Source organism: Helicobacter valdiviensis (assembly GCF_003245365.1).
GTDB classification, from domain to species: Bacteria; Campylobacterota; Campylobacteria; order Campylobacterales; family Helicobacteraceae; genus Helicobacter_D; species Helicobacter_D valdiviensis.
The window spans coordinates 12,192-34,855 of sequence record NZ_NBIU01000023.1 but is presented as its reverse complement, the minus strand read 5'-3'; the positions used below and the strand labels follow the sequence as shown (position 1 = coordinate 34,855).

The 22,664-nt window shown below is 31.2% G+C and carries 19 protein-coding genes; 4 read left to right on the top strand and 15 right to left on the bottom strand.

Annotation, left to right across the window (positions count from 1 at the left end; translation table 11 throughout):
* Together B6S12_RS07740 and B6S12_RS07735 are read right to left on the bottom strand one after the other, a co-directional pair.
* On the bottom strand, positions 1-941 hold a 941-nt coding region (locus B6S12_RS07740), incomplete at its 3' end, for a terminase large subunit domain-containing protein (protein ID WP_245892611.1).
* A 29-nt stretch (positions 942-970) separates the two neighbouring features.
* On the bottom strand, positions 971-1,345 hold the full coding sequence (locus B6S12_RS07735; RefSeq protein WP_111230225.1) for a hypothetical protein: 375 nt from the start codon (positions 1,343-1,345) through the stop codon (positions 971-973).
* A 226-nt stretch (positions 1,346-1,571) separates the two neighbouring features.
* Between B6S12_RS07735 and B6S12_RS07730 the strand changes: the two genes are divergently transcribed.
* Positions 1,572-1,868, top strand: coding sequence for a hypothetical protein (locus tag B6S12_RS07730; RefSeq protein WP_111230224.1), 297 nt, complete (start codon positions 1,572-1,574; stop codon positions 1,866-1,868).
* 46 nt (positions 1,869-1,914) lie between these two features.
* Positions 1,915-2,166, top strand: a complete 252-nt coding sequence (locus tag B6S12_RS07725) for a hypothetical protein (RefSeq protein WP_111230223.1) — start codon at positions 1,915-1,917, stop codon at positions 2,164-2,166.
* Here B6S12_RS07725 and B6S12_RS07720 read toward each other — a convergent pair.
* The 10 genes from B6S12_RS07720 to B6S12_RS07675 form a co-directional block, all read right to left on the bottom strand.
* Positions 2,163-2,480 carry a hypothetical protein gene (locus tag B6S12_RS07720; protein WP_146239353.1) on the bottom strand — a complete coding sequence of 106 codons (318 nt, stop codon included), beginning with the start codon at positions 2,478-2,480 and terminating at the stop codon, positions 2,163-2,165. The genes B6S12_RS07725 and B6S12_RS07720 overlap by 4 nt on opposite strands.
* A gap of 114 nt (positions 2,481-2,594) precedes the next feature.
* The gene (locus B6S12_RS07715; RefSeq protein ID WP_111230221.1) at positions 2,595-3,182 is read right to left on the bottom strand and encodes a hypothetical protein; all 588 of its coding nucleotides are present in this window, start codon (positions 3,180-3,182) and stop codon (positions 2,595-2,597) included.
* An 8-nt stretch (positions 3,183-3,190) separates the two neighbouring features.
* Positions 3,191-4,087: a hypothetical protein gene (locus tag B6S12_RS07710; RefSeq protein ID WP_111230220.1), complete on the bottom strand. Its 897-nt coding sequence runs from the start codon at positions 4,085-4,087 to the stop codon at positions 3,191-3,193.
* A 224-nt stretch (positions 4,088-4,311) separates the two neighbouring features.
* Entirely contained in the window at positions 4,312-4,668 is a 357-nt protein-coding gene (locus B6S12_RS07705) for a hypothetical protein (RefSeq protein ID WP_111230219.1), read from the bottom strand.
* 110 nt (positions 4,669-4,778) lie between these two features.
* Entirely contained in the window at positions 4,779-5,963 is a 1,185-nt protein-coding gene (locus B6S12_RS07700; RefSeq protein WP_111230218.1) for a DUF4043 family protein, read from the bottom strand.
* A 9-nt stretch (positions 5,964-5,972) separates the two neighbouring features.
* Positions 5,973-6,509 carry a hypothetical protein gene (locus tag B6S12_RS07695; RefSeq protein WP_111230217.1) on the bottom strand — a complete coding sequence of 179 codons (537 nt, stop codon included), beginning with the start codon at positions 6,507-6,509 and terminating at the stop codon, positions 5,973-5,975.
* A gap of 67 nt (positions 6,510-6,576) precedes the next feature.
* Positions 6,577-7,353, bottom strand: coding sequence for a hypothetical protein (locus B6S12_RS07690; protein WP_111230216.1), 777 nt, complete (start codon positions 7,351-7,353; stop codon positions 6,577-6,579).
* Between the two features lie 13 nt (positions 7,354-7,366).
* Positions 7,367-7,822, bottom strand: coding sequence for a hypothetical protein (locus tag B6S12_RS07685; RefSeq protein ID WP_111230215.1), 456 nt, complete (start codon positions 7,820-7,822; stop codon positions 7,367-7,369).
* 274 nt (positions 7,823-8,096) lie between these two features.
* The gene (locus tag B6S12_RS07680) at positions 8,097-9,923 is read right to left on the bottom strand and encodes a coiled-coil domain-containing protein (RefSeq protein ID WP_111230214.1); all 1,827 of its coding nucleotides are present in this window, start codon (positions 9,921-9,923) and stop codon (positions 8,097-8,099) included.
* A gap of 64 nt (positions 9,924-9,987) precedes the next feature.
* Entirely contained in the window at positions 9,988-10,437 is a 450-nt protein-coding gene (locus B6S12_RS07675) for a hypothetical protein (RefSeq protein WP_111230213.1), read from the bottom strand.
* 286 nt (positions 10,438-10,723) lie between these two features.
* Between B6S12_RS07675 and B6S12_RS07670 the strand changes: the two genes are divergently transcribed.
* Both B6S12_RS07670 and B6S12_RS07665 read left to right on the top strand, forming a co-directional pair.
* Positions 10,724-10,909 (top strand): hypothetical protein, encoded by a 186-nt coding sequence (locus B6S12_RS07670; protein WP_111230212.1) that lies wholly within the window; start codon positions 10,724-10,726, stop codon positions 10,907-10,909.
* Entirely contained in the window at positions 10,863-11,306 is a 444-nt protein-coding gene (locus tag B6S12_RS07665; protein WP_181451005.1) for a hypothetical protein, read from the top strand. The genes B6S12_RS07670 and B6S12_RS07665 overlap by 47 nt, the downstream gene beginning before the upstream one ends.
* Positions 11,307-11,467: 161 nt before the next feature.
* On the opposite strand, the gene B6S12_RS07660 is transcribed toward B6S12_RS07665, so the two are convergent.
* The 3 genes from B6S12_RS07660 to dnaG form a co-directional block, all read right to left on the bottom strand.
* A complete protein-coding gene (locus B6S12_RS07660) occupies positions 11,468-12,100 on the bottom strand; it encodes a hypothetical protein (RefSeq protein WP_111230210.1) in 633 nt (210 codons plus the stop codon).
* Positions 12,101-12,286: 186 nt separating this feature from the next.
* Positions 12,287-21,058 carry a putative barnase/colicin E5 family endoribonuclease gene (locus B6S12_RS07655; protein ID WP_111230209.1) on the bottom strand — a complete coding sequence of 2,924 codons (8,772 nt, stop codon included), beginning with the start codon at positions 21,056-21,058 and terminating at the stop codon, positions 12,287-12,289.
* 66 nt (positions 21,059-21,124) lie between these two features.
* Positions 21,125-22,663, bottom strand: coding sequence for a DNA primase (gene dnaG, locus B6S12_RS07650; RefSeq protein WP_111230208.1), 1,539 nt, complete (start codon positions 22,661-22,663; stop codon positions 21,125-21,127).
* Between the last annotated feature and the right edge of the window lies 1 nt (position 22,664).

Sequence of the window (22,664 nt, the reverse complement as noted above, 5' to 3'; positions counted from 1 at the left end):
TTAGCTCTTGTGTAGCTAAAATCAGCGATTTTATAGGTGGTTTCTTCTTCATTTAATGCTTGAAGTTTTAGGATTTTCCACTCTTTGATAACATCCTCGCTAAAATTAAGTGGATTTAGCAAATATCCGCACAAATCCTCTTCCCCTAAGCGTTGCATTAAAATAATAATGCTTGAGTTTATGTCTTTTAATCTTGAGAGAACCGAGCCTGTAAAGTTGTTATTTACTGCATCTCTTGCACTCTTTGAGTTCATCTCACTTACTTTAATAGGATCATCTATTAAAATACTATGTGCGTGAAATCCAGTAATAGCACTCTTTAGCGTGGTAAAAAAGCAGCCTCCACCTTCTTTTAAAATAAATTCTTGGCTATTATCTTGTAAAAAGTCGGGGTTTTTCTTAAAAATACTCCTAAAATAAGGGCTTTTAAGCAAGTCCCTCACTTCATTGCTAATTCTTTTGCAAAGCTCATCAGAATAGCTAACATACATAAATTTTCTACTCGGATCTACCCCTAAACTCCATGCAATAAAGCTTCTTGCAATGGTTTCTGTTTTGCCATAGCTTGGGGGCATATTTAAAATAACTCTTCTTAGTAATTGTATGTGCTTATCTTTACAATATTTTGGGAGGGTGCAAGAGAGAACTTTGCTTAAATATTCAAAATGCCAATTATGATAAAATTCTTTTTTGTCATATCTTTCCCATTTTAAATACAAAAAAGTTTTAAAATCTCTCCTTGCATATTCTCTTAGGGCTAGTTCTTTTCTTATTTTGACTTCGCGAGAAGGCAAAGCCTCCTCTTGCGATGAAGGACAGCAAGCTGTCCTTTCAAATCCCCTAAAGCCCCCGTCCCACTCACTTTGTGAGCGGGGAGCTTCGCTTTTAACTTCACAAGAAGGCAAAGCCTCCTCTTTAATCATATTCTCTTTATTATCCATAAGCTACCTATAAAAACCATATGTAAAAGTCATTTGTGAGTCTTAAATTTATTTTCCCATATCTCTTCTATTTTATTTATAGATTCTTTGTGTTTTTCTAAAAGGTCAAAAACCACTCCATTTAAATCAAATGTGGTTTCTTTTTTATCTTTTAGCAAAACAAGTCCTTTTAGTATTCGTCCTTGTAATTCTATTTCCATTGGTTTTTCAAGCTCTAAAATCTCTTTGGGTTTTTCTTTATCAATAACGCTAATAAGTAAATCTTCCTTACTCATTTTAAAAAGTTTAAAAGAGTGTTTTTCTTTATTGAGACTAACTTTAAGCTTATTGCAATCAAAAGAAACACTAAAGCTTGTTATTTTTTTTGCTAAAATATAAGTTGTTCCAATTTTTACAAAATTCATTCTTTCTCCTTTGGGGCAAAAATAAGATAGGCTATTGCAAAACCAAGAATAAAACCTGCAAACATTTAAAAATTCCTTTAAAAAGTATCTATTATTCTAGTTATTAGATACAAAACAAAAATAAGCCCAAAGCCAAACACAAAACCAGAAAACATCTAAAATCCTTTAATCCTATTTTCTAAGCTTATTGTAGGATATAATGAAGTAAAAAATAAGGGTTAAAACTATGGATGTAAAAGTTTTAGAATTTTTGGTGCATTATCAAGAATTCTCGTTAGGATTTGTTATAGGCGTTGTTGTTGGCTATTTTGTATTTTGGTGGGCTAGAAGAAAAGAGCTGGAAGAGAAAAAAGAAGAAATAAAGCTAAAAATGCAAGAAATAGAATTAAAAAGTAAAGAAATAGAGTTAAAAAATCAAGAAATACAAGATTTAAAAAAAGAAGTGGATACTTTAAGAGAAAAAAATTTAAAGCTAAGTAGCATTATTGAAATAAGAGATAGTGCGTCTTTGTATAAAAATTAAGGGGTAAAATGATAGATTCTAAAAACTAAGCAATAAGGATTAATCAATGTGTATTTTAAAATATTTTTTTATACTTCTTATAGTGCCAAGCTTTATTTATGCAGAGATTTATAAAGTATATGTAACAAGAGAGGAAAACAATCTTTATAAAACACAAGAGGGAATTTATATTAAGACTAAATTTTGCTATGTTTATGCTTATAACCAAGAAGCAATATTAAAATACGATAGCTATTCGTATGATAATAAGCTTATTTTTGATTATGATGAATGCCAAGTTGAAAAACTTCTACGCTAACTATCCCAATAAAGAGTTATATTGCTCCTTAAAACATCATATTGCTTTATGGTAGCACTTCCTCTTATCGTGCAATAAAACGCTATATAAAGTTCATCTTGTAAGATAACATCTTCTATAATGGGTCTTTTATCAGGCTCTAAAATCTCAAAAACCCAAGCCCTAACATATCTTGTTGTAGAACATACAAGACCTTTTTTAGAAAAAAGTCTTATATCCATTCCCGCATCATAGCTAGGTGTGATTTTTGAAGTAACCCAACCTTCTACTTCTAGTGCAAACTTTCTAGCCCCATTAAACAAATTAGAATCCACATATTTTTGTAATCCTGCTAAATGGATTACAAGTTTATTCTTATAAATTTTGTTATTAGAGGCTAAATACCCCCCCCCCCCCCGCCTAATAGCATTGCATTCATTCTTTATCCTTTAAACTTTGATAAAGGGTGTTAGTATCGCACTTTTTTCCCTTTGTTTATTTGTTAAGCTTCGTAAAAAAGCACATTCTTTTTTATAAAGATTTTCATAAAAACTTATTTTTTCAAAAGTATTCACACTTGTTTCTACTTGTAAAATTAAAATTAAAGCTCCATACAATAAAGCATTTAAAAACATTCCATCTAAAAAGATTGTATCTTCTTCTTTTTCTAGTATTGAAGCGCAATTTACATAAAGCTCCAAAGTGCCTTGATAAGATGTGCTTAACTTATATTCCTTAGGATTTAGCGCATAAAGATACTTTCCTTTTTCTCCTTTTATGATTACAGAGTGAGGCTTAAAGTCAAGAGTAGCACCATTTAGTTTTGCTTCTATTAAACCTAAAGCACTAAAAGGAAGCAATAATCTTTGATTATCTTTGAATACAAAGTGGCAAATATTGTTTTCAAATTCACAAATGAGCTTGTTTTGTGAATTTTCCAAAGCACTTAAAAGCTCCGCATTAGAAAATCTAGGATTTTTTAAATCTGTATCCCTTAGCTTAGATCTTAGATGCATAATAGCAATTTTTGCTTTCATTTTACACCCTATAAAACATGATAAGTTTTAAAGATAGGCTCTTTTGTCCCAATCTCTTCTAGTGCTTCTTTTCTTTTTTGTGCCAATATTAAATCCGATAAAACATTGTAAGTATTAGCAATCACTTTAATTTCTCCTTGCACACTCATAGAAAAAAGCATATTAGAAGCTAAAAACCTTTTTTCTATAAGCTCTTGCAGCCCTAAAGATTCTTCAAAAACTCTTATAGCATCTTCTTTTAAGACTTCTATTAAGACTTCTTTAGTGGCTTTTGTGTTAATAACTTCTTTTGTTGCAATGCGTGAGTGAGTTGCAATAATCTCTCGTAGTTCCTTAGTTTTTAAAATAAAATCTTTAATAAAACCTAAATCTTGCGCCCCTAAAATCTCCTCTTTGTTTTCATCTAAAAAGCTTTGAGTGTGGTTATAGATGTGTGTGTGGAGATCAATTTTTTTTAGATTTGTTAGAAATTCTTCTGTTTTGTTTTTTATTTCTTCTTTTTTATTTAATAGGAGTGAAAAAAATTCTTCTTCCTCTATAACCACACTCAAAGCCTCTAGTAATCTTTGGAAGTTATCCTCTTTTAACTCATTTGTAGTAAGTTTAACTACCTCATTTAAATTTACTTTGGGAGCAATACTCTGTGCTAAGCTTTGCAAATTTTGCAAAAATAATTCTAAAACCTGTTCTTCATTAGCATTTTTTAGTTCTTCTTTTTTTTCTTCTAATATTGTCTTTGTAGTTAGTTGTATTTCTTTTTCTGTTTCTTTTTCAAGCTGAAGAAAGGAATTGTTTAAAACTTCTTTGACATTCTCTTGGCTTATTTGTGCTTTAGCCTCTTCTAAGATTTTAATTGAATTTGCATAAAGCCCATTTAACTCTTCAATCTTTCTACAAAGTTCCATATTTTAAAATTCCTTTCTTTTTATTTTAACTTCGCGAGAAGGCAAAGCCTCCTCTTGCGACAAGGGACTGCTCGTCCCTTGACCCTCTAAAGCCCCCGTCCCATTTGCTAACGCAAACGGGGAGAAGCTTCGCTCTTTAGCTTTACAGAGGAGCATACAAGCATAGCTATCCACACTTGCAAAAGCCCCTCTTTGCGAGCGGGAGTTCCACTCCCTTGCCCTTCTTAATACTCTGCTAAAATTGTGCTTGGCAAAAAGTAAAACACTCTTATTTTTACGCTTCCTTTGGTGGCTACACTACTAGGTGTTATTGTAATTGCACCTTTATCTTTGCAAGTATGCTTTATGCTTGAGCTATGATGTCCTATTGTGCTTAAATCAATGCCATTGGCAAAAAAATCTTCACTGCCCAAAAGTCCTAAATTACAAGTTAAACCAGCATCGCCTGCCTCTTGCACCTCTAAACTTACATCACAAATCTCTGCACCTAATGGAAAAGCGATTACTTCACTTGACTTTAAATCTTTTAAATTAAGAGTAGTTACTGCTAAATAAGATACATTATGCACCTTTTGTTTCATTCTTTGTCCTTTAAATTAAATTCGTATAATCTTGCCTATCTATCCACTATTGCAAAACTAAAACCTAAATTCTAGTAGCTCTTAGTGCAATAGTGGGAGTTTTTAATCTTTTAACTCTCTTTAGAGTAAGCAAGACCAATTACTGCATAATCTGTATTATTGTAAATACTTAAACTCCCCTCTTCATCTGTTACAAATCTACCTTTTGCGATAGATAGAACTCTATCAATTCCACAAATTGTTTTTCTATCTAAGTCATCTTTACCCATATAAAATTTAGGTTCAGGATTGCCTGCAAGAATAAGAGCAGAAGCTCCAACTAAAGCACCCAAACACAAAGCTTGATCGCCAGTATAAAAACTAGGTGGGGTGATGTTTTGCCCTGTGTGGTTTTGGCGATTTATATTTTGCATAAAAGAACTATCGCTTACATCAGAGTTTAAAAGTCCTACTTGAACATCACTCCAAGAACCTACATCAACAATAGGGCAACCATCTACAATCCCTAAATATCCAGTAAAGAGATTATTAAGTTCTCCTCTTTTATCCATTTTTTGCAACTCAATCCACTCAGGATCTTGTCTTAATTGACTTGCACCATAGCTATCTACCAAGAAAGCATAATTATAAACTCTTGCTAAAAATCCTTTCTCGCTTTTAGTTTCTGCTCTAATGGGCTTAATTGGAAAAGCTCTTTCTCCATTGTATCTAAGACCAGTTCTTGCCATAAAAATTGTGCGCCTAATGGCTCTAACATTCAAAACATCGCCTTTAACGATTTTTTTGGTGGCATCTTGCACACTTTTTTCGCTTGTAGTATCTTTATAGCCATTAACACTATCACAAACCACAATATTTGTAAAATCATTACTTAGCGCACAAACGATATTTTTATCTCTTTTTTCTCTTGCCCAAGTTTTTAAACCCTCACCAGATTCTTTTATAAAATCAATATTCTTCATTTTTTGATAAAAAACAATCTCACTCTTAATCGCATTTCCTACGACTTTAGGAAACATTGTTTGGGTTAGAATCTCAAAGTTATCTAGATTTGTTTCAAAATCTGCATTTCCCTCAACTCCTGCACCATTTAATTTAGGGCGAAGTCTAGGGCGACAAGGCGCAGTATCTCCCACCTCAAAAACTTTAATTCCTCTATCTTCTCCACGCCCAACAAATGGTTCAAATGGGCTTTCTTCCCAACTTACTCTCTCAATCTCTTTAGCAATAGAAACAGCTACATTTGGATCACTCTCCCAACCTGCAATATTAATTCTATTAAAATCTAATGGCATATTTTCTCCTTAATAACGATTTAATGGGTTATCATCCCCACCATTGCTTTGTGCCTCCGCACTTACACCCTCTAATTTTTGGGGCAACTCTTCTTTTTTGTCATTTGCTTCTAAAAAAAGCTTATAGAGTGCATTAAAGAATTCTAAAGGCTCTAGCTTTTCTAAACTTGCTTTAACTTTTGGTGGCAAGTCTTCTATAAAAAACTGCATTAATGCGTTAATATCTACATTAGGATTAGCCTTTAAAAACTCATTTTTGGCAGCTTCAACTGCTCCTAGTGTCTTTTTTTCTTGAATGCTTGTTTGAAGCTCCCCTACTCTTTTTTGCTTGTTTGCGATTTTCTCTTCAAAAAAAGCATTTTGCTTCTCTAAAAGCCTTGTATAAAATTCCGCTCTATTATCAAAAAATAGGTTTTCATCTTCTTCGGTGGTGTTTTCAACTGCATAACCTACAAAATCCGCTTCCAAACTAGCTTGTATCTGCTCTATCTCAGCACTTAAAGCTGCTAATTCTTTTTCTTCTTCTTGTGTATCAAACTCATTCATCAAAGCTCCTTATAAAATTTAGCTGTATTTTAAAAAATAAGGTTTTTTAAAAAAAGGGTTAAAAAATTTAGGACTCTTTAACCTCTATTGTAATTTTGTCCTCTACCCAACTACCCTCTTGATTTTTAGCACAAAATTTAACCAAAAATGTGCCTTCAACTTCTGAATAAAAATCATAAGTTCTTGCTTGTATTTCTTTATCTCCAATAACAAACTTAACTTCGTTGTTTGAATAAGTAGAAAAACCCAAAATCCTAACACGCTCTTTTGGTATGAGAGTAAGCTTAGGGCAAAAGATAAAAACTTCTTTTGCGTCCTCATTAATTTGAATATTCTTTTTAATCTCATCTGCTAAAGAGCTAAGCAAAGGCTCATAAAGCTTCAAATCCTTAGTAACAATATCATCAATAACTTTAACTACATTAGGAGTATGTGGAGCAATAGCCGCACTCTGCTCGGCGTTTCCTACGACATTTAACATACCTACATAAGCATTTGCTTTATTGATTGTGGCATTATCATTTACACTTTTTAACATACTCTCTGCTTGTATTAAGCTCTTTAGGGCTTCTGCAAGATTGATTTTATTTGTGATTTTTGAAGCATTAGTAGTAATTTCTAGCTCTTGGCGCAGTTTTTCTTCCCCTAAAGAAATTTCCCTTTCTTTAAATTCTTGCTCTTTTAAGCTTAAAGCGCCTTGCATAGAAACTTGTAAAATCTGCACCATAATCCCACTTAGAGTTTGTGCATCAAAGTTATAAATCTTTAAATGTCTAGAAAATTCCGATCCAAAAATACTATCTTGTATTTTTTTTAGATTGGTAGCAAAATCATCAATATGCATGGGCAACTCCTAGCTAATTTTTAGGTTTTTTACTTGTCTTTTTGGGTAAAGGTAAAAGCTCCCTTTGTGTTGGAGGATATAAAGGCAAATGCAAATCTGTGTTATTTTGTGGAGTTTCCTCACTTGCTTTTAGCTCCTCTGCTTCTTGTTCTTCTTGTTCTTCTTGTTCTATTTCATTTTGCAAAGAGATAACCTCACTCATTGCCTCTTTGTCTTTTTGAGGTTCTTCTCTTTCTTCTTCTATGTTTTCTTTTTTATCATCTTTTGATAATACATCTTTCAAAGTAGAATGTATCTCGCATTTTTGAAAAAGATTTTTTTTGTATTCAAGATATTTTGCCCTAAAATCATCTTTTAAAAGCACAATATCGCCTTTATTTAAAAGACTTGTGCGTCCTTTTTCATCTCTTAATTTGTAGGTTTCCTCTCCTAGATAAATAAAAGCACTTAAATTAAAATAAACTATCATGGTATTAACTCCTTAATTTTTAAAATTTATTTCTTTTCTTATTTTAACTTCGCGAGAAGGCAAAGCCTCCTCTTGCGATGAAGGACAGCAGGCTGTCCTTTCAAATCCCCTGAAGGCTCCGCGCCACTACGCTACGCTTGCGGGGAGCTTCGCTCTTGTTTTAACTTCGCAGAGGAGCAAAGCCCCTCTTTACGAGCGGGAGTTCCACTCCCTGCACCCACCTGAAGCCCCCGTCCCACTACGCTACGCTTGCGGGGAGCTTCGCTCTTTTAAACTATGGTATTAACTCCTTAATTTTTAAAATTTCTTCTTCTAATTTCTTAAGTTGTTGTTCTAGTAACTCTCTTTTTCCTAAAAGCATAAAAATATCATCGTTTAACTCTAATTTTTCCTCATGTATTTTTTTAATCTCCTCCTTTAAATGTTTAATTTGCTCCAATAACTCTTCTAAGTTAAAAGAATTCACTAGCTCCTTTAATCTCTCTAATTCTTCTTCTAATTTGGTTTTAAGCTCTGTTAGCTCCTCGCATTCTTTTTGCAAAGAAAGCATTTTTTGTATCTGCTCCTCTAAATTCTTAATAGTATTTTGTAAAATTGCAATTTTTCTCTCTAAGCTTTCAGGACTTAGACTTAAAAGCTCTTGTAATTCTTTAATTCTTTGTTCTAATTGTTTAATTCTTTCTAACAATTCTTGATTTCCCAATTTTTTTAGCTCTTCTTCTAATCTTGCAATCTCTTCTAGCTTTGCTTTTTCTTCTAGCCTTAATTTTTCTTCTTCCTCTTTTTTGCTTTCTATTTCCTCTTTTAAACTTTGCAATCTTAAATTTAGTGTGTGCATCTCTTGTCTTAGCAGATTAATTTGTTCTTGTATTTTTGTAATTTCTGTATTTATGCTTTCTATTTGATTTAAAATTTCATCTTTACTAACTTTAAGAGAGTTTAAATCTTGTGTTTTTTGTTGCAATGTTTGCTCATGCTCTTTTTTTTGTAGATTTAAAGTTTCTAATTCTTGCTCTAAAGAGGCAATTTCTTGTTCTTTATTTGTAATTTCTAAAGAAAGGGAGTGGATTTGTTCTTCTAGTGCATTTTTAGTCTCTTTTGCACTTTTTAAAGAAGCATCTAGTTCTCTTATTTGCTGTTCTAATTCTTGTATTTTGGAATTAAGTGTGTTAATTTCTTCATTTACATTTGCCAACTCTTCTTCTTTTTGTGCTTTTAGTGCAAGAAGTTCTTTAATCCTCTCTTGTAACTCTTTTAAAATCTCTTCATTGCTAGGTAATTGCTCTATTTGCTCCTCTAAGGCTTTAATTTGTTCTTCTAGTTCTTTAATTTGAACTTGAGCTTGTTTGATTTGTTCTAAAACATTTGCGTTTTGTTCTTCTAGCCTTTTTAATTCTTCTTCTTTTTGTGCTAAATTCTCTTCGCTTTGTTTTAGTTCTTCTTCTATGGCTACTTTGATAGCTTCAATTTCTGAAAGTATGCTAATGTTTTCTTCTTTTAATGTGCTTAGTTCTAAGTTTAGCTGTGTTAAAACTTCGCTTTTTTTAGCTTCATAAAGTTCTAAAATTGTTTTGCTTGTTAGGTTTAAATCATAAAGATCTTTAAAATTCTCGCCATATTGGTAAGTTTTATAGCTAGGATTAGCCTCTAAATACTCCTCTTGCGAACTTATTGCCTCTCCTATACTTACATTGTTTTTAAAATGCTCTATACATGCTTGATAATTATTGCTATTTGCCATAAACCAACAATGCAAAGCATCATTTGCAGAGCCTGAACCCCCATTTTTAATAGCATTGCTTCCATAGCCCTCTCTATAAGCAATGGTTCTAATTACATTGATATTATAATCATTCTTTCCATCAAGAGCTTTACCACTAAGAGACATATTGCATTTAAATCTTCCTGTATCTGCATAGCCACTAGCACCCTGTGTAACTTTAAAAAAGGGATAAGTATCTAAAAATCGTATTGCTTTTGTATGGTTTTGCCCCTCTAGGCTTTGAGTTAATTCGGGTGCTTTTTCAATATCTTTAATCTTGCTTTCTATTTGTGAAATCTTTAAATTATTTGAATCTAGTTTCTCTAAAAGCTCTTGCAATTTTTACCCTTTAAATTTTTAAAAAGATTTTAAAATTTAAAAATCTTAAATTAAAGGGTTAAAACTAATTCCAATACAAATTAACATCGCATACAAGATTGGATAACTCACTTACAAAAAGAGCATTAGCAGTATTTCTACAAGCAAGAAAAATTTTAGATACAAGCTTTATTTCCCAGCTTTGTTTTAAAGGTGTTGTTGTAAAAACTCTTCTATTAGAGTAAGTTTCAACAAGATTAAAAATAAGTTGTGATTTAGCGGTGCGAAAATCAAAACCATCACAACCAAAAACTATATCTTTAGGATATGGCTGTAAAATAGGTATATTAATCGTAATGGGAGAGCTTGTTTTAAAATAAGTATATGCTTCTATAAAAAAACTTCTATTACCATCAAATAAAGAAGAGGAATAAGGAGTGGTATTTTCTAACTTAAGAGTGATTTTATTGTTATAAACTTTTCCATTAGAAGCTAAATGCCCCCCCCCCCCGCTACCTAATAACATTGTATTCATTGTTTATCCTTTTTATTAATTTTAGATATTTTAAATTAAAAAGATGGAATTTTTAAGGGTTAAAGGTTGATTTTGCTTTTTACAAAAAATAGACTTAGAGAGTTAAAGTGTCTTAAAAACACTCCATTAAAACTCTATATCTACTTTTTCTTTTAAGGCTTTATTAGGTATTATTTTTTAAATTTATGAAATTTTAAAAAGACACAAAAAACAAAAATCAATAAGTCTATTTATTGTTTTTAAGTTTTTTTATTTTATAATAATTTTAAAGATTTAAGGAGTAAAAATGTCAAACATAAATGCTTTTTTATATGGCTTTACAAATATGTTTAATGCAAATATCCTTAATGCCATATCTTTAAAAGAAAGAAAAACAATGATAGATGATTTTTACAAAAAATCAGAAGATTTAAGAAAACATAGCGATGAGAAATATAACGCCGAATACAAAAAAATCACAAAACAAAAATAAAATTACGCTTCAGCAACAAAACAATACTTTTATTAATGTAAATTCATCGTTTGATTGTTTGCCAAAGCTATCCAAAGAAATGCAAGAAAAGTGTCTTTCTTTAATGGAAAAACAAACAAATCACATTATAGACATTGAAAAAAGATTGATTGAAGAAGATAGCAAAAACCAAGAAGCAATGAGAAACTTAGCTCCCGAGCAAATTAAATATGTTAAGAGAGGACAATTATTTGCTTTTATTATAGTTTTAATAGGTTTTATTTTTAGTGCTTTTCTTGCATATTTAGGTTATCCATGGTTAGGTTTTGCAGGGATTATAACCTCAATAGGAGTTATAAGCTCACAATTTTTAGGACAAAAACTAGGACAAAAACTAGGACAAAAACTCAACCAATAATAAATAATGAGAATTTTACTTTTTATGCTACAATGCCTACCATAAGAGCAGAACGCAAGACTTGTGAGACTTGCCACGACCTGAAGGGTGTTTTTGCTTAGCAAATTTACACATCAGAAATGGAGTGTCGGATCTCCCTTGCTTTTTTTAGTTCTAGCTCCTTACTTTGTTTCTATATCCACCTTTTCATTTTTAAAATACAGCAAATCCTCATCATTTCCTTTTATGAGCTTCTTTAATTTAGAAATGGTTTTAATATCATAAAAAGTTTTATGTAAAAGCTCTCCATTTTTAGAGATTGCAAAACTAGCTAAATGGTAAATTCCATTTGCACTTACAAAAGGCTTGTAAAAAACATAAGAATCTTGTATAATTCCTTTGGTTTTAACTTCTCCATTTGAAGATTTGGTGTTCTTTTTATGCGAGGAAGGGCTAGGCGTTATTTGTGAGTGCTTAGCTTGGGTTAAGGCTGTGGAATTTAGCGGATATTTTTGCCTCACTACAAAAAGTGGGTTCTTAAGCGTTTCCATAAAAGCACCACTTAGTTCCCTTCTATCTTGCATATAAGTATTTTCATAAAGATGTCTATAAGTTTTTAGAATATTTTTAAAATCAACCCTACCTATTGGCGTATCTATAAAATAACCTTTGCTATCTTTATTTGCACTTCTTATAAAATCTATTTCTTTTAAAGCCTTTGGTAACTCTTTTGCTTGTTTCTTTAAAGCATTTTCATTTATTTTATCCTTAAATAAAAACGCATTCTCTAGCTCCTTACTTTGCTTTAAATCCACGCCCTTAATATTCTCTTTCTCATAGCTTTTTGTAAAATCCTCTTTGTAGTTATCTATAATCTCTTTAATTCTGCTTCTCCTTTAGTTTTTATGGTATAATTAAAAGACTGCTTTACTCACGGCTTGTATTTAAAAATTAGCGTCTAAAGCGTTTAGCTTGGTAATAGGACAACGCCTATTCGTGCATTATAGGGGTGGGACGCCTCCTGCTATGTAAAGTAGTTCATAATTTTTAATCATACTATAAAGCCTTCTTCTATCGGCTATATAGCTTGTTTTATATTTTAGCCTATCATTCACATCTACCTCCACGCTTGTTAAATGTAGCGTGTTGTTATCTGTCTTAAATGGCTTGTAAAAAAATATACTTCCTTTACTATCTTTTGTGATAAATAAAGGTTCTTGCAATGTTTGTAAAATTCCACCACTTATAAACTTTCTATTCTCTTTGTTATTTCCTAATGGGTGATTTTTAAGCAAATGATAAAATGCGTATTTTGGATTAATCTCAAGTTGCTTAATGGGAGTATTAATAACTGCTTTTTTATCATTGTTAAATTGTGCTACAAACTCTTTTAAATTTAATTCCTTTGGCAATGGTTTTGCAAATTCTTCTAGTTTTTCATAAACAATTTTCCCACTCTCATCTAAAAACGCATTCTCTAGCTCCTTACTTTGCTTTAAATCCACGCCCTTAATATTCTCTTTCTCATAGCTTTTTGTAAAATCCTCTTTGTAGTTATCTATAAGCTCATACAAATTCTTTTTTAAGCTCTCATAAGCATTATTTTTCTTTAATAAAAAGGCATCTTTAGCACTTACAAAAAGTTTTAAGATATTATCCACTAACTTTTCAAACACTCCCACTTTTTTAAGCTTTTCTCTAAAAGTGGGATTGCTTAGCTCTGCTATAAACTCATGGCTGTTTTTAAGTCCATAATCACCCTTACTTCCTGTAAAAAACTCCTCAAAAGTTTCAAATCCTAGTTCTTTATGGTTTTTATACACTTCACTATAAAGCTCTTTTATGTTTTCTATTGCTTTTATTTGATTAGCACTTAATAGCTCTTTTTTGCCACTCTCATAAGCTATTATTGCTCTACTTGTTACACTATGGATTAGCTCGTGTAAAAACACTTTTCCTTTTTCTTTATGGATTCTATTATTTTTTATTCTCACAGAGTTTTTATCTGTATAATAAACTCCTGCAAATTGCTTAGATAAAAACTCATCATTAATAGCTTGTTTTACTTCTACATCTAGATTTTGTGCTATGGGTAAAAGTCTCTCAAAGAGTTCTATTTGCTCACTATCAGGCTTAAAGCTATAAAAAAGCTCTTTTGCTCTTTTTTCTCCCTCTTGTGTGTTTAATTTATAAGCTAATTTCCTTTCTTTTATTTCGTTATCTAAAATCTTTAAGGCTCTTTTTTGATTTTTTTCTATAAGCCTTTTAAGTGTGTCTTTAACGCTTTCGTAAGCGACTTTATTTTCTATAATCTTTGGGTCTTTGACTTTTGTTAGAAACTCTTCTAACACGCTTAAACCCACTTTATTATCTTTTAGGATTTTTTGTAATTCTTTAATTTTATCCTTTGTGTTAAATTCTAATTGTGAGATTGCAACCTTTTTCAAACTCTCTTCATCTTCTCCTATAAATTGTGATTTAGTAGAAAGCCATTTTATCTTCTCATCTATCTCAAAGGGTAGAAAGTCTTTTTTCTCTAAAACATTTTGTAATTTTGCAATTTCTCCTAAAAGCTTGTTGTTTTGTTCTGTGATTACTTCTTTAATGATCCCTCCTTTCTCTTCATCACTTGCATTTTCTAATCTTGCTTTTAGATTTATTGCTTTTTCATCTTCTAAATCTTTTTTAACACTATTTGCTTCTTTATTTATTTCTTGCTTTTCAAAAGAGTTTTTGTATTTACTAATTAATTGCTCTTTAATCTCATTAGCTTTGTTTGTGATTAGCTTACTTTCTTTGCTGTTTTGAGTGATTTGTTTATTTTGTTCTTTTAAAAAATCATATTTTTCTATTATCTCATAGGCTTTTTTTAGCTTATCGTTAAGCCCTGTAGTGTCTAAAAAATACTCTTTAAACATTTTTACATCTTTAGCATTTAAAAGTCTCCCTTTTTTAAATTCTCTTTCATAGTTTCCAAAATTTGTTTGAAAATCATAATACAAAGGCTCATGTGTGTATTTGTATTGTTTATAAAAAGCATTAAACTCATCTAAAGCTTGTTTAAATTCTTCTTTAGTTATGCTAGTATCTTGCAAGGCTTTTATTTCTTTATCTCTAATATCATTAACATTTTCTCTTAGTAGTCTTAAACTAATTTCATTAATAGTGCCTACTAAATCTTTACTTATTAAGTTTTCTTTTTGCTCTTTTAAAAGCTTTGCTTTATCTTGTAGCCTCTTTTTTTGCTCTTCAAACTCATTAAATATATTTTTTAGTTCTTCTTGTGCCTTATGTTGCTTGGCTTGTTCTTTTGTGCTATAATTTCCATTATCGCCATTAGCACGACTCACGCTTGAAGTGCTAATATTATGCTTGGTTTGGTGCGGATCGGCTGGACTAGGGGCGGTATCTATTTGGCTAGATGATAGAGGCTTATTTGCTAGCGTTTCATCTGTAAGAGTATCTGCGACTCCTGTCTGATGCTCCCCAAACCTCTTTTTATTTCTCTTATCAATTAGCTCTGTGATTATAAATTTTCTATCATCTCGTAATCCCAATACTAAAGTATGTCTAGGCGTAATAAGCTCTATTTTTTGCGGTGTTTGTTTATAAATGGTGCTATTTTCTAGTATTTGTGGTATTTCTTTTATGAGTTCTAGCACCTTAGCTTCTGCTTCTTCTTTGCTAAATCCTTGCTTGATAAAGTCTTCTTCTCTTCGCTCTAAAATATGAGAAAGTCCCATCTTAGAATCACCCCAAACTAAATCAATATCCCCTAAGCCCTCTTTATAGAATGCACTTGCTACTTGTCCTTGTTTTTCTGCTAAAAGCTTTTGTATTGCATCGTTTCCTTTTTTATAAAACTCTGCATAATTTGTCCCAAATTCTTTTAAGGGTTTAATATCATTTGCCTCTTCAATAGCATTGCGCCATTTAGATAAATCAAGCCATTTAGCTAGTTCTTCATCATTAAATTTTTCCATATCGCTAAGAATATAATATAATTTTCCTAGTCCTCTAAGACTTTCTTGATTATTTAAAAGCTCTTTATCGCTACGATGTTTTTTTGCAAATGTTTTAGCTTCATTTATAGCTTGTATAGTTTTATTTGTGCCATATTTTTGCAAGAATTTATTATGATTATTATCTGCATTAGAAAAAATAAGCAAATCTTTTAAATCTCGTAAAATTTCAGCCTCATCGCTTTTGTTTTTAGGTTCAAATCCTAAAAACCTCTTTTGTGTATATTTTTCAATATGACTTTTGCCTAGCTCTGTTGAAAAAGATAAATAATCTTGTGTTGGTATATCTCCCATTGTAGCTTTTGTTTCTAAATCCCTTATATCTTGCCATGATAAAGATTTAAAGTGCATAGCTTGTTCTTGTGGGCTTAAAGCAGCCAAATGCTTTGTATATTCATTTAATTTTTGTAATTCTTTTAGCTCTTTTGTGTTATAATTCTCTTTAGAGTTTAAAGAGAGATTCTCCTCTTTAGTAAAAGGGTCAGTGGATATACTTGGCTCTTTCTCCTTTTTAAAATATCCTGTTACAAGCCATTTATTTGTTGTAGGCTCTCCTTTCCAATTCTGTTTTAAGACAAGTTTATAATTATCTGTTTCTATTTTTACTGCTTCATTTTTCTTTATGATTGCTTCTCCCTTTTCTATAATTTCAGGTATATTTTTTATAAATTCTCTTGCTTTAGCTTCTGCTTCTTCTTTGCTAAATCCTTGCTTGATAAAGTCTTCTTCTCTTCGCTCTAAAATATGAGAAAGTCCCATTTTAGAATCACCCCAAACTAAATCAATATCCCCTAAGCCCTCTTTATAGAATGCACTTGCTACTTGCCCCTCTCTTTCTAATAAAAGCTTTTCTATCGCTCCTTTGCCATCTTTGTAAAATTCAGCGTAATTTGTGCCAAATTCTTCTAAAGCATCATAGTTGGCATTTTGTGCATTTTTGTAAAATTCTATTAACTCTTCTTTGTTTAACTTTTCTAAGTCTTTGTTAAAAAAATGCTTTATTAGCGTTTGTGCTTTTATCTCAAAAAGCTCCTTATCAAATACTGCTCTATTAATAGCATTCTGTAAATCTGTAATGTTTTCTAGTTTGTTTTCTTTTAGTTCTTTATGTATAAATGCTTCTTTATCAAAAGTATTTATTGTGTTTTGTTTTTCTAATTCTTGTCGTTGTTTAATTGCTTCCCTTGCTTTGATGATTTCATCATATTTTAGGGCTTTTTCTTTTAGAGTTGCTTTGTTATCATATAATGTTTTTAGCTCTTTGTAGAGTTGTATATCTATATCATTTTGCTCTAAAAAAAATTCTAAATTGCTTCTATATAAATAATCTTTTTGCTCTTTGCTTTGGGCTTTATATTTACCACCTAGCTGAATGCCACCACCAGTAAATACACTGCTTTGCTTATCTTTAAAAATGCTTTTTTCTCTTGATTGTTTTTCTAATTTTGAAATAAGTTCCCTTATTTCTTTGGTGCTATCCCATAATTTTTTAAACTCTTTTCCTTTCAACTCTTTTGTGCTATAATTAGTTAAGTCGTTAGGGTGTAGATTAGTCCCATCACTCTTAGCAATCTCATTACTTGGTAGAGAATCAGAATGAGGCGACTTTTTATCTACTTTATATCCTGTTATAATCCAATTATTCTCGCCTTTATCAAAATATCCTTTTGAAATGCCTATGCGATATGTGTTCTCACCTTGTGTATAAATAATTGTATTAACTCCCTTATCGCTTACTACTTTACCATTTTCTACAATCTCACTTATTCCTTTAGTAATTCCACTCTCTCCCTCTCCAAAGGCTTTAAAATCTTTACTATGCTTTTCTAAAATATGGGCTAATCCCATCTTAGAATCACCCCAAACCAAATCAATATCCCCTAAGCCCTCTTTATAAAAAGCACTTGCTACTTGTCCCTCTCTTTCTAATAAAAGCTTCTCTATCGCTCCTTTGCCATCTCCAATAAATTCTATATAGTTTGTTCCAAACTCACTTAAAGGCTTATAGCCTCTAAGCGCTTGATAACTAGCTAATTCTTCTCTTTTCTCTTGTGCTATTCTTTTGTAGCCTTGTGCGGTTACTTGCATATCTTCTAGGGCTTGTTTGTCTCCTTCTGCTTCAAACCTTTTTGCATACCCAATAAATTCTTTAGCTATTTTCTCATTCTTTAAAATATATTCTTTTTGTTGTTTAAAAAAGCCATCATCTTTTAGAGTTTGAACTGCCGAGTAATTCTTGGTATTTCCCCCTAAGTCATTGCTAGGCATTCCTTCTGTTATAGGCGTTTTTTCTATATCATTAAAAGAGCTTGTAGAACTCGTGGCAATCTCCTCTTTATCACCTCCCACTTTTTCCCCATTAGACACTTTGTGTTCTAATAATTCCTTATCCTTTTTGATACCATAGCGCATAAAGAAGTCTTTTAGGCTATTATCCTTACCCTCTTTAAAATCCATAAACTTTTTATACACCTCTAGTCTATCAAGTTTATTTTCATTGGCAATTCTTCTAAGATAGGGGATTAGCTTGGTTTGCTCTGGTAAAATGATATTAGATTTAGAAAATTCCACATCTATAAAATCTTCCACGCTTTTAATTATGCTTTCTTTAGTATCGCTTAGCTCTTCTACCATTTTTTCTACAAGCTCTTTAGTTTGTGAGTTAAAATTACCTCTTGTAGCTCTTTGTGTGATTTTAAAGTTGAATTCTTCTAGCGAACTAGCTTCTTTTAATGCTTTTCCTAAATGATACCTAAGGGCAGCTCGTTTAATCCCATCTCCTAAGCCTAAGGCTTTAAAAATAATGCTATTATTGGGTAAATTCCTATAAAACCAATCAAAAAAGCCTTTTGCGAGCATATGCTTAGCTCCACCTGTTGCAGTTGTAGAGAGTGCATTGCCTACTTCTTTAGCTATGGGGACTTTTAGCGCTGCTAAAATATCCGCATCCCTTTTAAAAAGCTTGTTAAAATCCTCTATGATTTGTATATATTCTTTAGCACCCTTGCTTTTAAAAATCTCTTTTACATCTTCTAAACTTTTTAAAAACTCTTTAGAGGCAAAGCTTTTAAGCCCATCTCTTTCTACCATGCTGTCTTTATAAAGTTTGTTTAACAAATTTAACTCTAAACTTTGGCGGTTTTGCTCGGTTAGTCCTTTAGTTAGCTCTTCAAAGTTGTTTTTTAACTTCGCTGGGGTTGTGAATTCCTCTTTGAAAGGAGGGACAGACTCTGTCCCTATCAACCTGTATGCGCCCCCGTCCCACTCACTTTGTGAGCGGGTAGCTTCGCTTTTTAACTTCGCAGAGGAAGCAGTTTTGCTTCTTTCTACCTTTCCCGCTCCTTTTGCATTTTCTAGTATTTCTTTTGCAATTTTATCTAGGCTATTCTCTACATTTTCTATTTTTTCATAGATTTTATAGTTTTGTATCTCTTTTAGCTGTGCGTAGTCTTTTAGATTGGTTTCATAGAGTCTTTTAGCTTCCTCATAAGCTTTTTTGTTTTGAGAGAAGATTAAATCCATTCCTTTTTCTATATCTTCTTTTAAATGTGAGCTTATGAAATTTTTTAAATATCCATTTAGCTCATTATCTTCAGAATAAAGAGAATTAAGACTTTTTCTAGTAGCTTCTAAATTACTATAAGTTACGCCATTAGGATTATAAACTTTATTTTTGATAGAATTTAGAGTGTTTTTAAAAGTGCTAGGAAGCTCATAGTTGTTATTAATTAAATCATTATAAAAATCATCAAACTTTTTAGAATCTAGCACAACTTTATAATTCTCATCATAAATCTTACTTAAAATTTTCTCATGTGCTTGTTTATAAGCTTCTTTTGTGCCTTTTTCATAATCATCAAAAATAAGCTTTATATCTTGTGGATTGATTTTAAATTCTTGTAATTTTTTATCTAATTGCGCGGTGGTTAAATGAAGCATATTTTTAAGATTTTTACTCACTTGGGGATTAATGTTTGCAGCTTCTAGCAAGATAGCTAAGCTTTCATCTCCCTCATTACTTCTAATCACACTTAAAAGCTCTTGTTGCTGTGCTTTTAAGCTTTTAGGAGTGTTAAAAATCTCTCTAAATTTTGAAGCAGTTTTATAAATTTTAGAATCTTCTCCAAATTTGTTTTTTAAAAATTCAAGTGTTTTATCTCCACTTTGCTCCTTTAAAGCTTTTGGGCTTCCTCCTAGCTTTTTAGCAAATGAAAAAAGTTCCTCTCTCTCTTCTTTTGTAAAGCTATTTAGTGCAGCTTCTTTTGCAGCTTGTATATTTTGTTCTCCTGTGATATTTTCTTTTAGAATTCTAAGAGGAGCGATATTATTTGCTACTTCTCCTAATGCTTTTGCGCCTTTTGTGGTAAGTTTTAAAATCCCATTTTTGCCCTTAACAAGACCTAAAATCACTCCATCGCCCACTATGCTTAATGCTCCATTTTCTAGCATGTGTCTGTGAATATCGCTAAAATCATTATCTCTATTTAAAATTTGATTACTAATGATTGCATCTAATCCTGCCCCTGCATAGCTTCCTATTGCTCCACCAATAATTGCTCCTGCTGCTTTTGCTCTTGGATCGTTTGGAGCGTATTTTGCTCCCATAATACTTCCAGAAATTCCCCCTCCAATAGAGAATTTATTTGCTAAAAGTGTAGGTGCAATAGAACCCAAAAAGTCATGTTCAGCCTTATAAAATTTACCTTTATTATCTACAAAATAAATATCGCCATTTTCTTGATCGTATCCAACATTTTCAAAACCATAAAGTTTGGAAACTTGTTTTAAGTCATTAAAGTAAGAATTGCGTGTTTTTTCATCTACATGCTCAGAAATTATATTTTTCATAAAGTTTGCTATGCTTGTATGTTCGTGAATATTTTGTAAGTGAATAATTGCGTCTTTTGCTTCTTTTGTGGCTAATTTATGCTTATTGTCTTTTTGCCAGTTTGTAAGTTCTTCTTCATCATTATTCCATAATTTACCCCAAGTGCTAGTTTCGCTCTTTACTCTTTTTTTATCTTCCTCACTTAACTCATTAAAAGAATTTGCACTTAAGATTCTTCTTGTTTGTTTTTCTTTTTCTATCTTCTCCTTTAAAAAACGCTCACTTTCTTTTTTATAAGCTTCTTCTCCTTTAGTTCTTGCAAGTTTTAGTTTTATATCTTCGTTTTCTCCAAGTTTTAAAAAAGCCTGTTGCTCTTCTTGCGAGATTTCTTCATTGTTGATTACTTTGTTTAAAAAGTCATTTTTAAACACTTCTGCTTTCGCTCTATATTTTTCATTTTCTTTTTTCTCTTCATTGCTAAAAAAATATTGGATACTCTCAAGCGGTGTTTTTACTTTAGTATCGCGATTTAAAATATCATTTACTATATTTGACTTCGCTGGGGAAATGAATTCCCCTTTGTGTAGATTTTCTAAATTAGTTTCATTAGGCAAATTAGGCTCTTTTAGGGAATTAGAATTTTCTTTTATAGGAATAGATGATAAAGGCTCTTTGTGAGAGTTATTCTCTAGTGTTTGCTCTTTTAGAGGCAGATTAAGAGGGTAAGCAACCCAATTTTTATCATTTTTTAAAAGATTGTAAGTAATTTCTTCTTGCTTATCTTTTGGGAGATTACTTAATTTTTTGTCTATCTCCTCCCATGCAATATTTGTATTTAGGTTGTTTCTTAAATAATCTATTGTTTTTGTTTTTGAAATTCCATCTTGTTCTAAACTATTAAAATCCAAATAAACTCTTTCCATTCACAAAGCCTTTAAAATCATTTGTGAGATTTTAGGGCTTTTAGGGTTTGAATTTAAGGGTTAAAACTAAAGAATCTCTTTTAATTTGTTTGTTAGGAGAATAAGTTTATTAATATCTTTTTTAACTTTTGCGATTTGTATTTGTTTTTTATAAAATCTTTTTTTTAATTCTTTAATGGCTATTTTAAATTTAGAAAAAGGAATGGGGACAATATTCTCATCTAAAAGAATGTCTTTAGCCTTTTTAGTTAAAACATCTTCTTTATAGCTTTCAAATTCTTCTTTAAAGCCCTCTAGCTCATCACCATCTAAATAACCATAAGCATAATTTGCTAGTTGGCTATCTAAAAACATAGATTTTAAAAAAGATTCTTCTAAAGAATAGTTTTTGTTTTGGATTTTTTGTGTAAAAAAGCTAGGATTGATGTTTAAAGCAGAAACTGCCTTTTTAATAAGCTCTTCTTTTAAGTAAAAATTATTTTGTTTTGTGATTATGGATTTTATACGCTCAATATGGTTATTTTTTTCTTTAGGTGTATTAGCACATTTTATCCCATTTAAACAAAAATAAGAAAAACCATCTATATTTTTTAATTTTAATTCCTCTCCTTTTTGTAAAACTTCTCCAATGTCTTTAAAATCCCCCTTGATAAAAGAAAGGGAGCAATTAAAATAGTTTTGGTGGATTAAAAGCTCTAAGGCTCTTTTTTGTGCGTTTAATCCTGCTTCATCTTTATCAAAACAAAGAATGATATGGATTTCTTCTTTTAAACGATTAATCGCACTTAAATGGCTAACATTAAAAGCAGTTCCGCAAGTTGCTACACAATTTTTAGCACCCAGCTTTGAGAGTGCAATACAATCAAAAAAGCCCTCTAGCACATAAACTTTCTTTTGTTTTAAAATCTCGCTTCTTGCCCTGCTTAGATTATAAAGAGTTTGGCTTTTATTAAAAACTTTGCTTTCTTTAGAATTTAAATATTTAGCATTGTTTTTAAAATTTCTATAAGGGTGGATTCTGCTCGAGAAGGCTACAACTTGATGTGTTGCATTTCTAAGGGCAAAAGTAATTCTATTAGAAAAAGGGCTTGTTTTGTTTTCATACATTGCCCCAAGTTCTTGCAATTCCTTTTTAAACTCACTTTCAATAAAAGTGGGTGCTAACCCAATATCAAAAGTTTCTAAATCCTCTAAATTTAAACCGCGTTTTATTAGCCAAGATAAGATTTTTTCATTTTTCTTTTCTCTTAGGTGGAGTTTAAAAGTATCATTTAGCTCCTTTAATGCTTCATAGCCTCTATATCTTGGTTTTTCGCTTTGGCTTTTTTCTAAAAATACATTAAATTGTGAGGCTAATTCCTCTAAGGCTTCATTAAAGGTTATTTTTTTATGTTCGCATAAAAATTTAATAGCATCTCCACTAGCTCCACAACCAAAACAATGATAAATTTGTTTTTGTGGGCTTACAATAAAACTCCCACTCTTTTCAGTGTGAAAAGGACAACAAGATGAGTAGTTTATCCCACTTTTTTTCAAAGGGAGGTATTTACTAATTACTTCTACAATATCTATTTTACTTTTTAAAACTTCAATGTTTGTAACCATT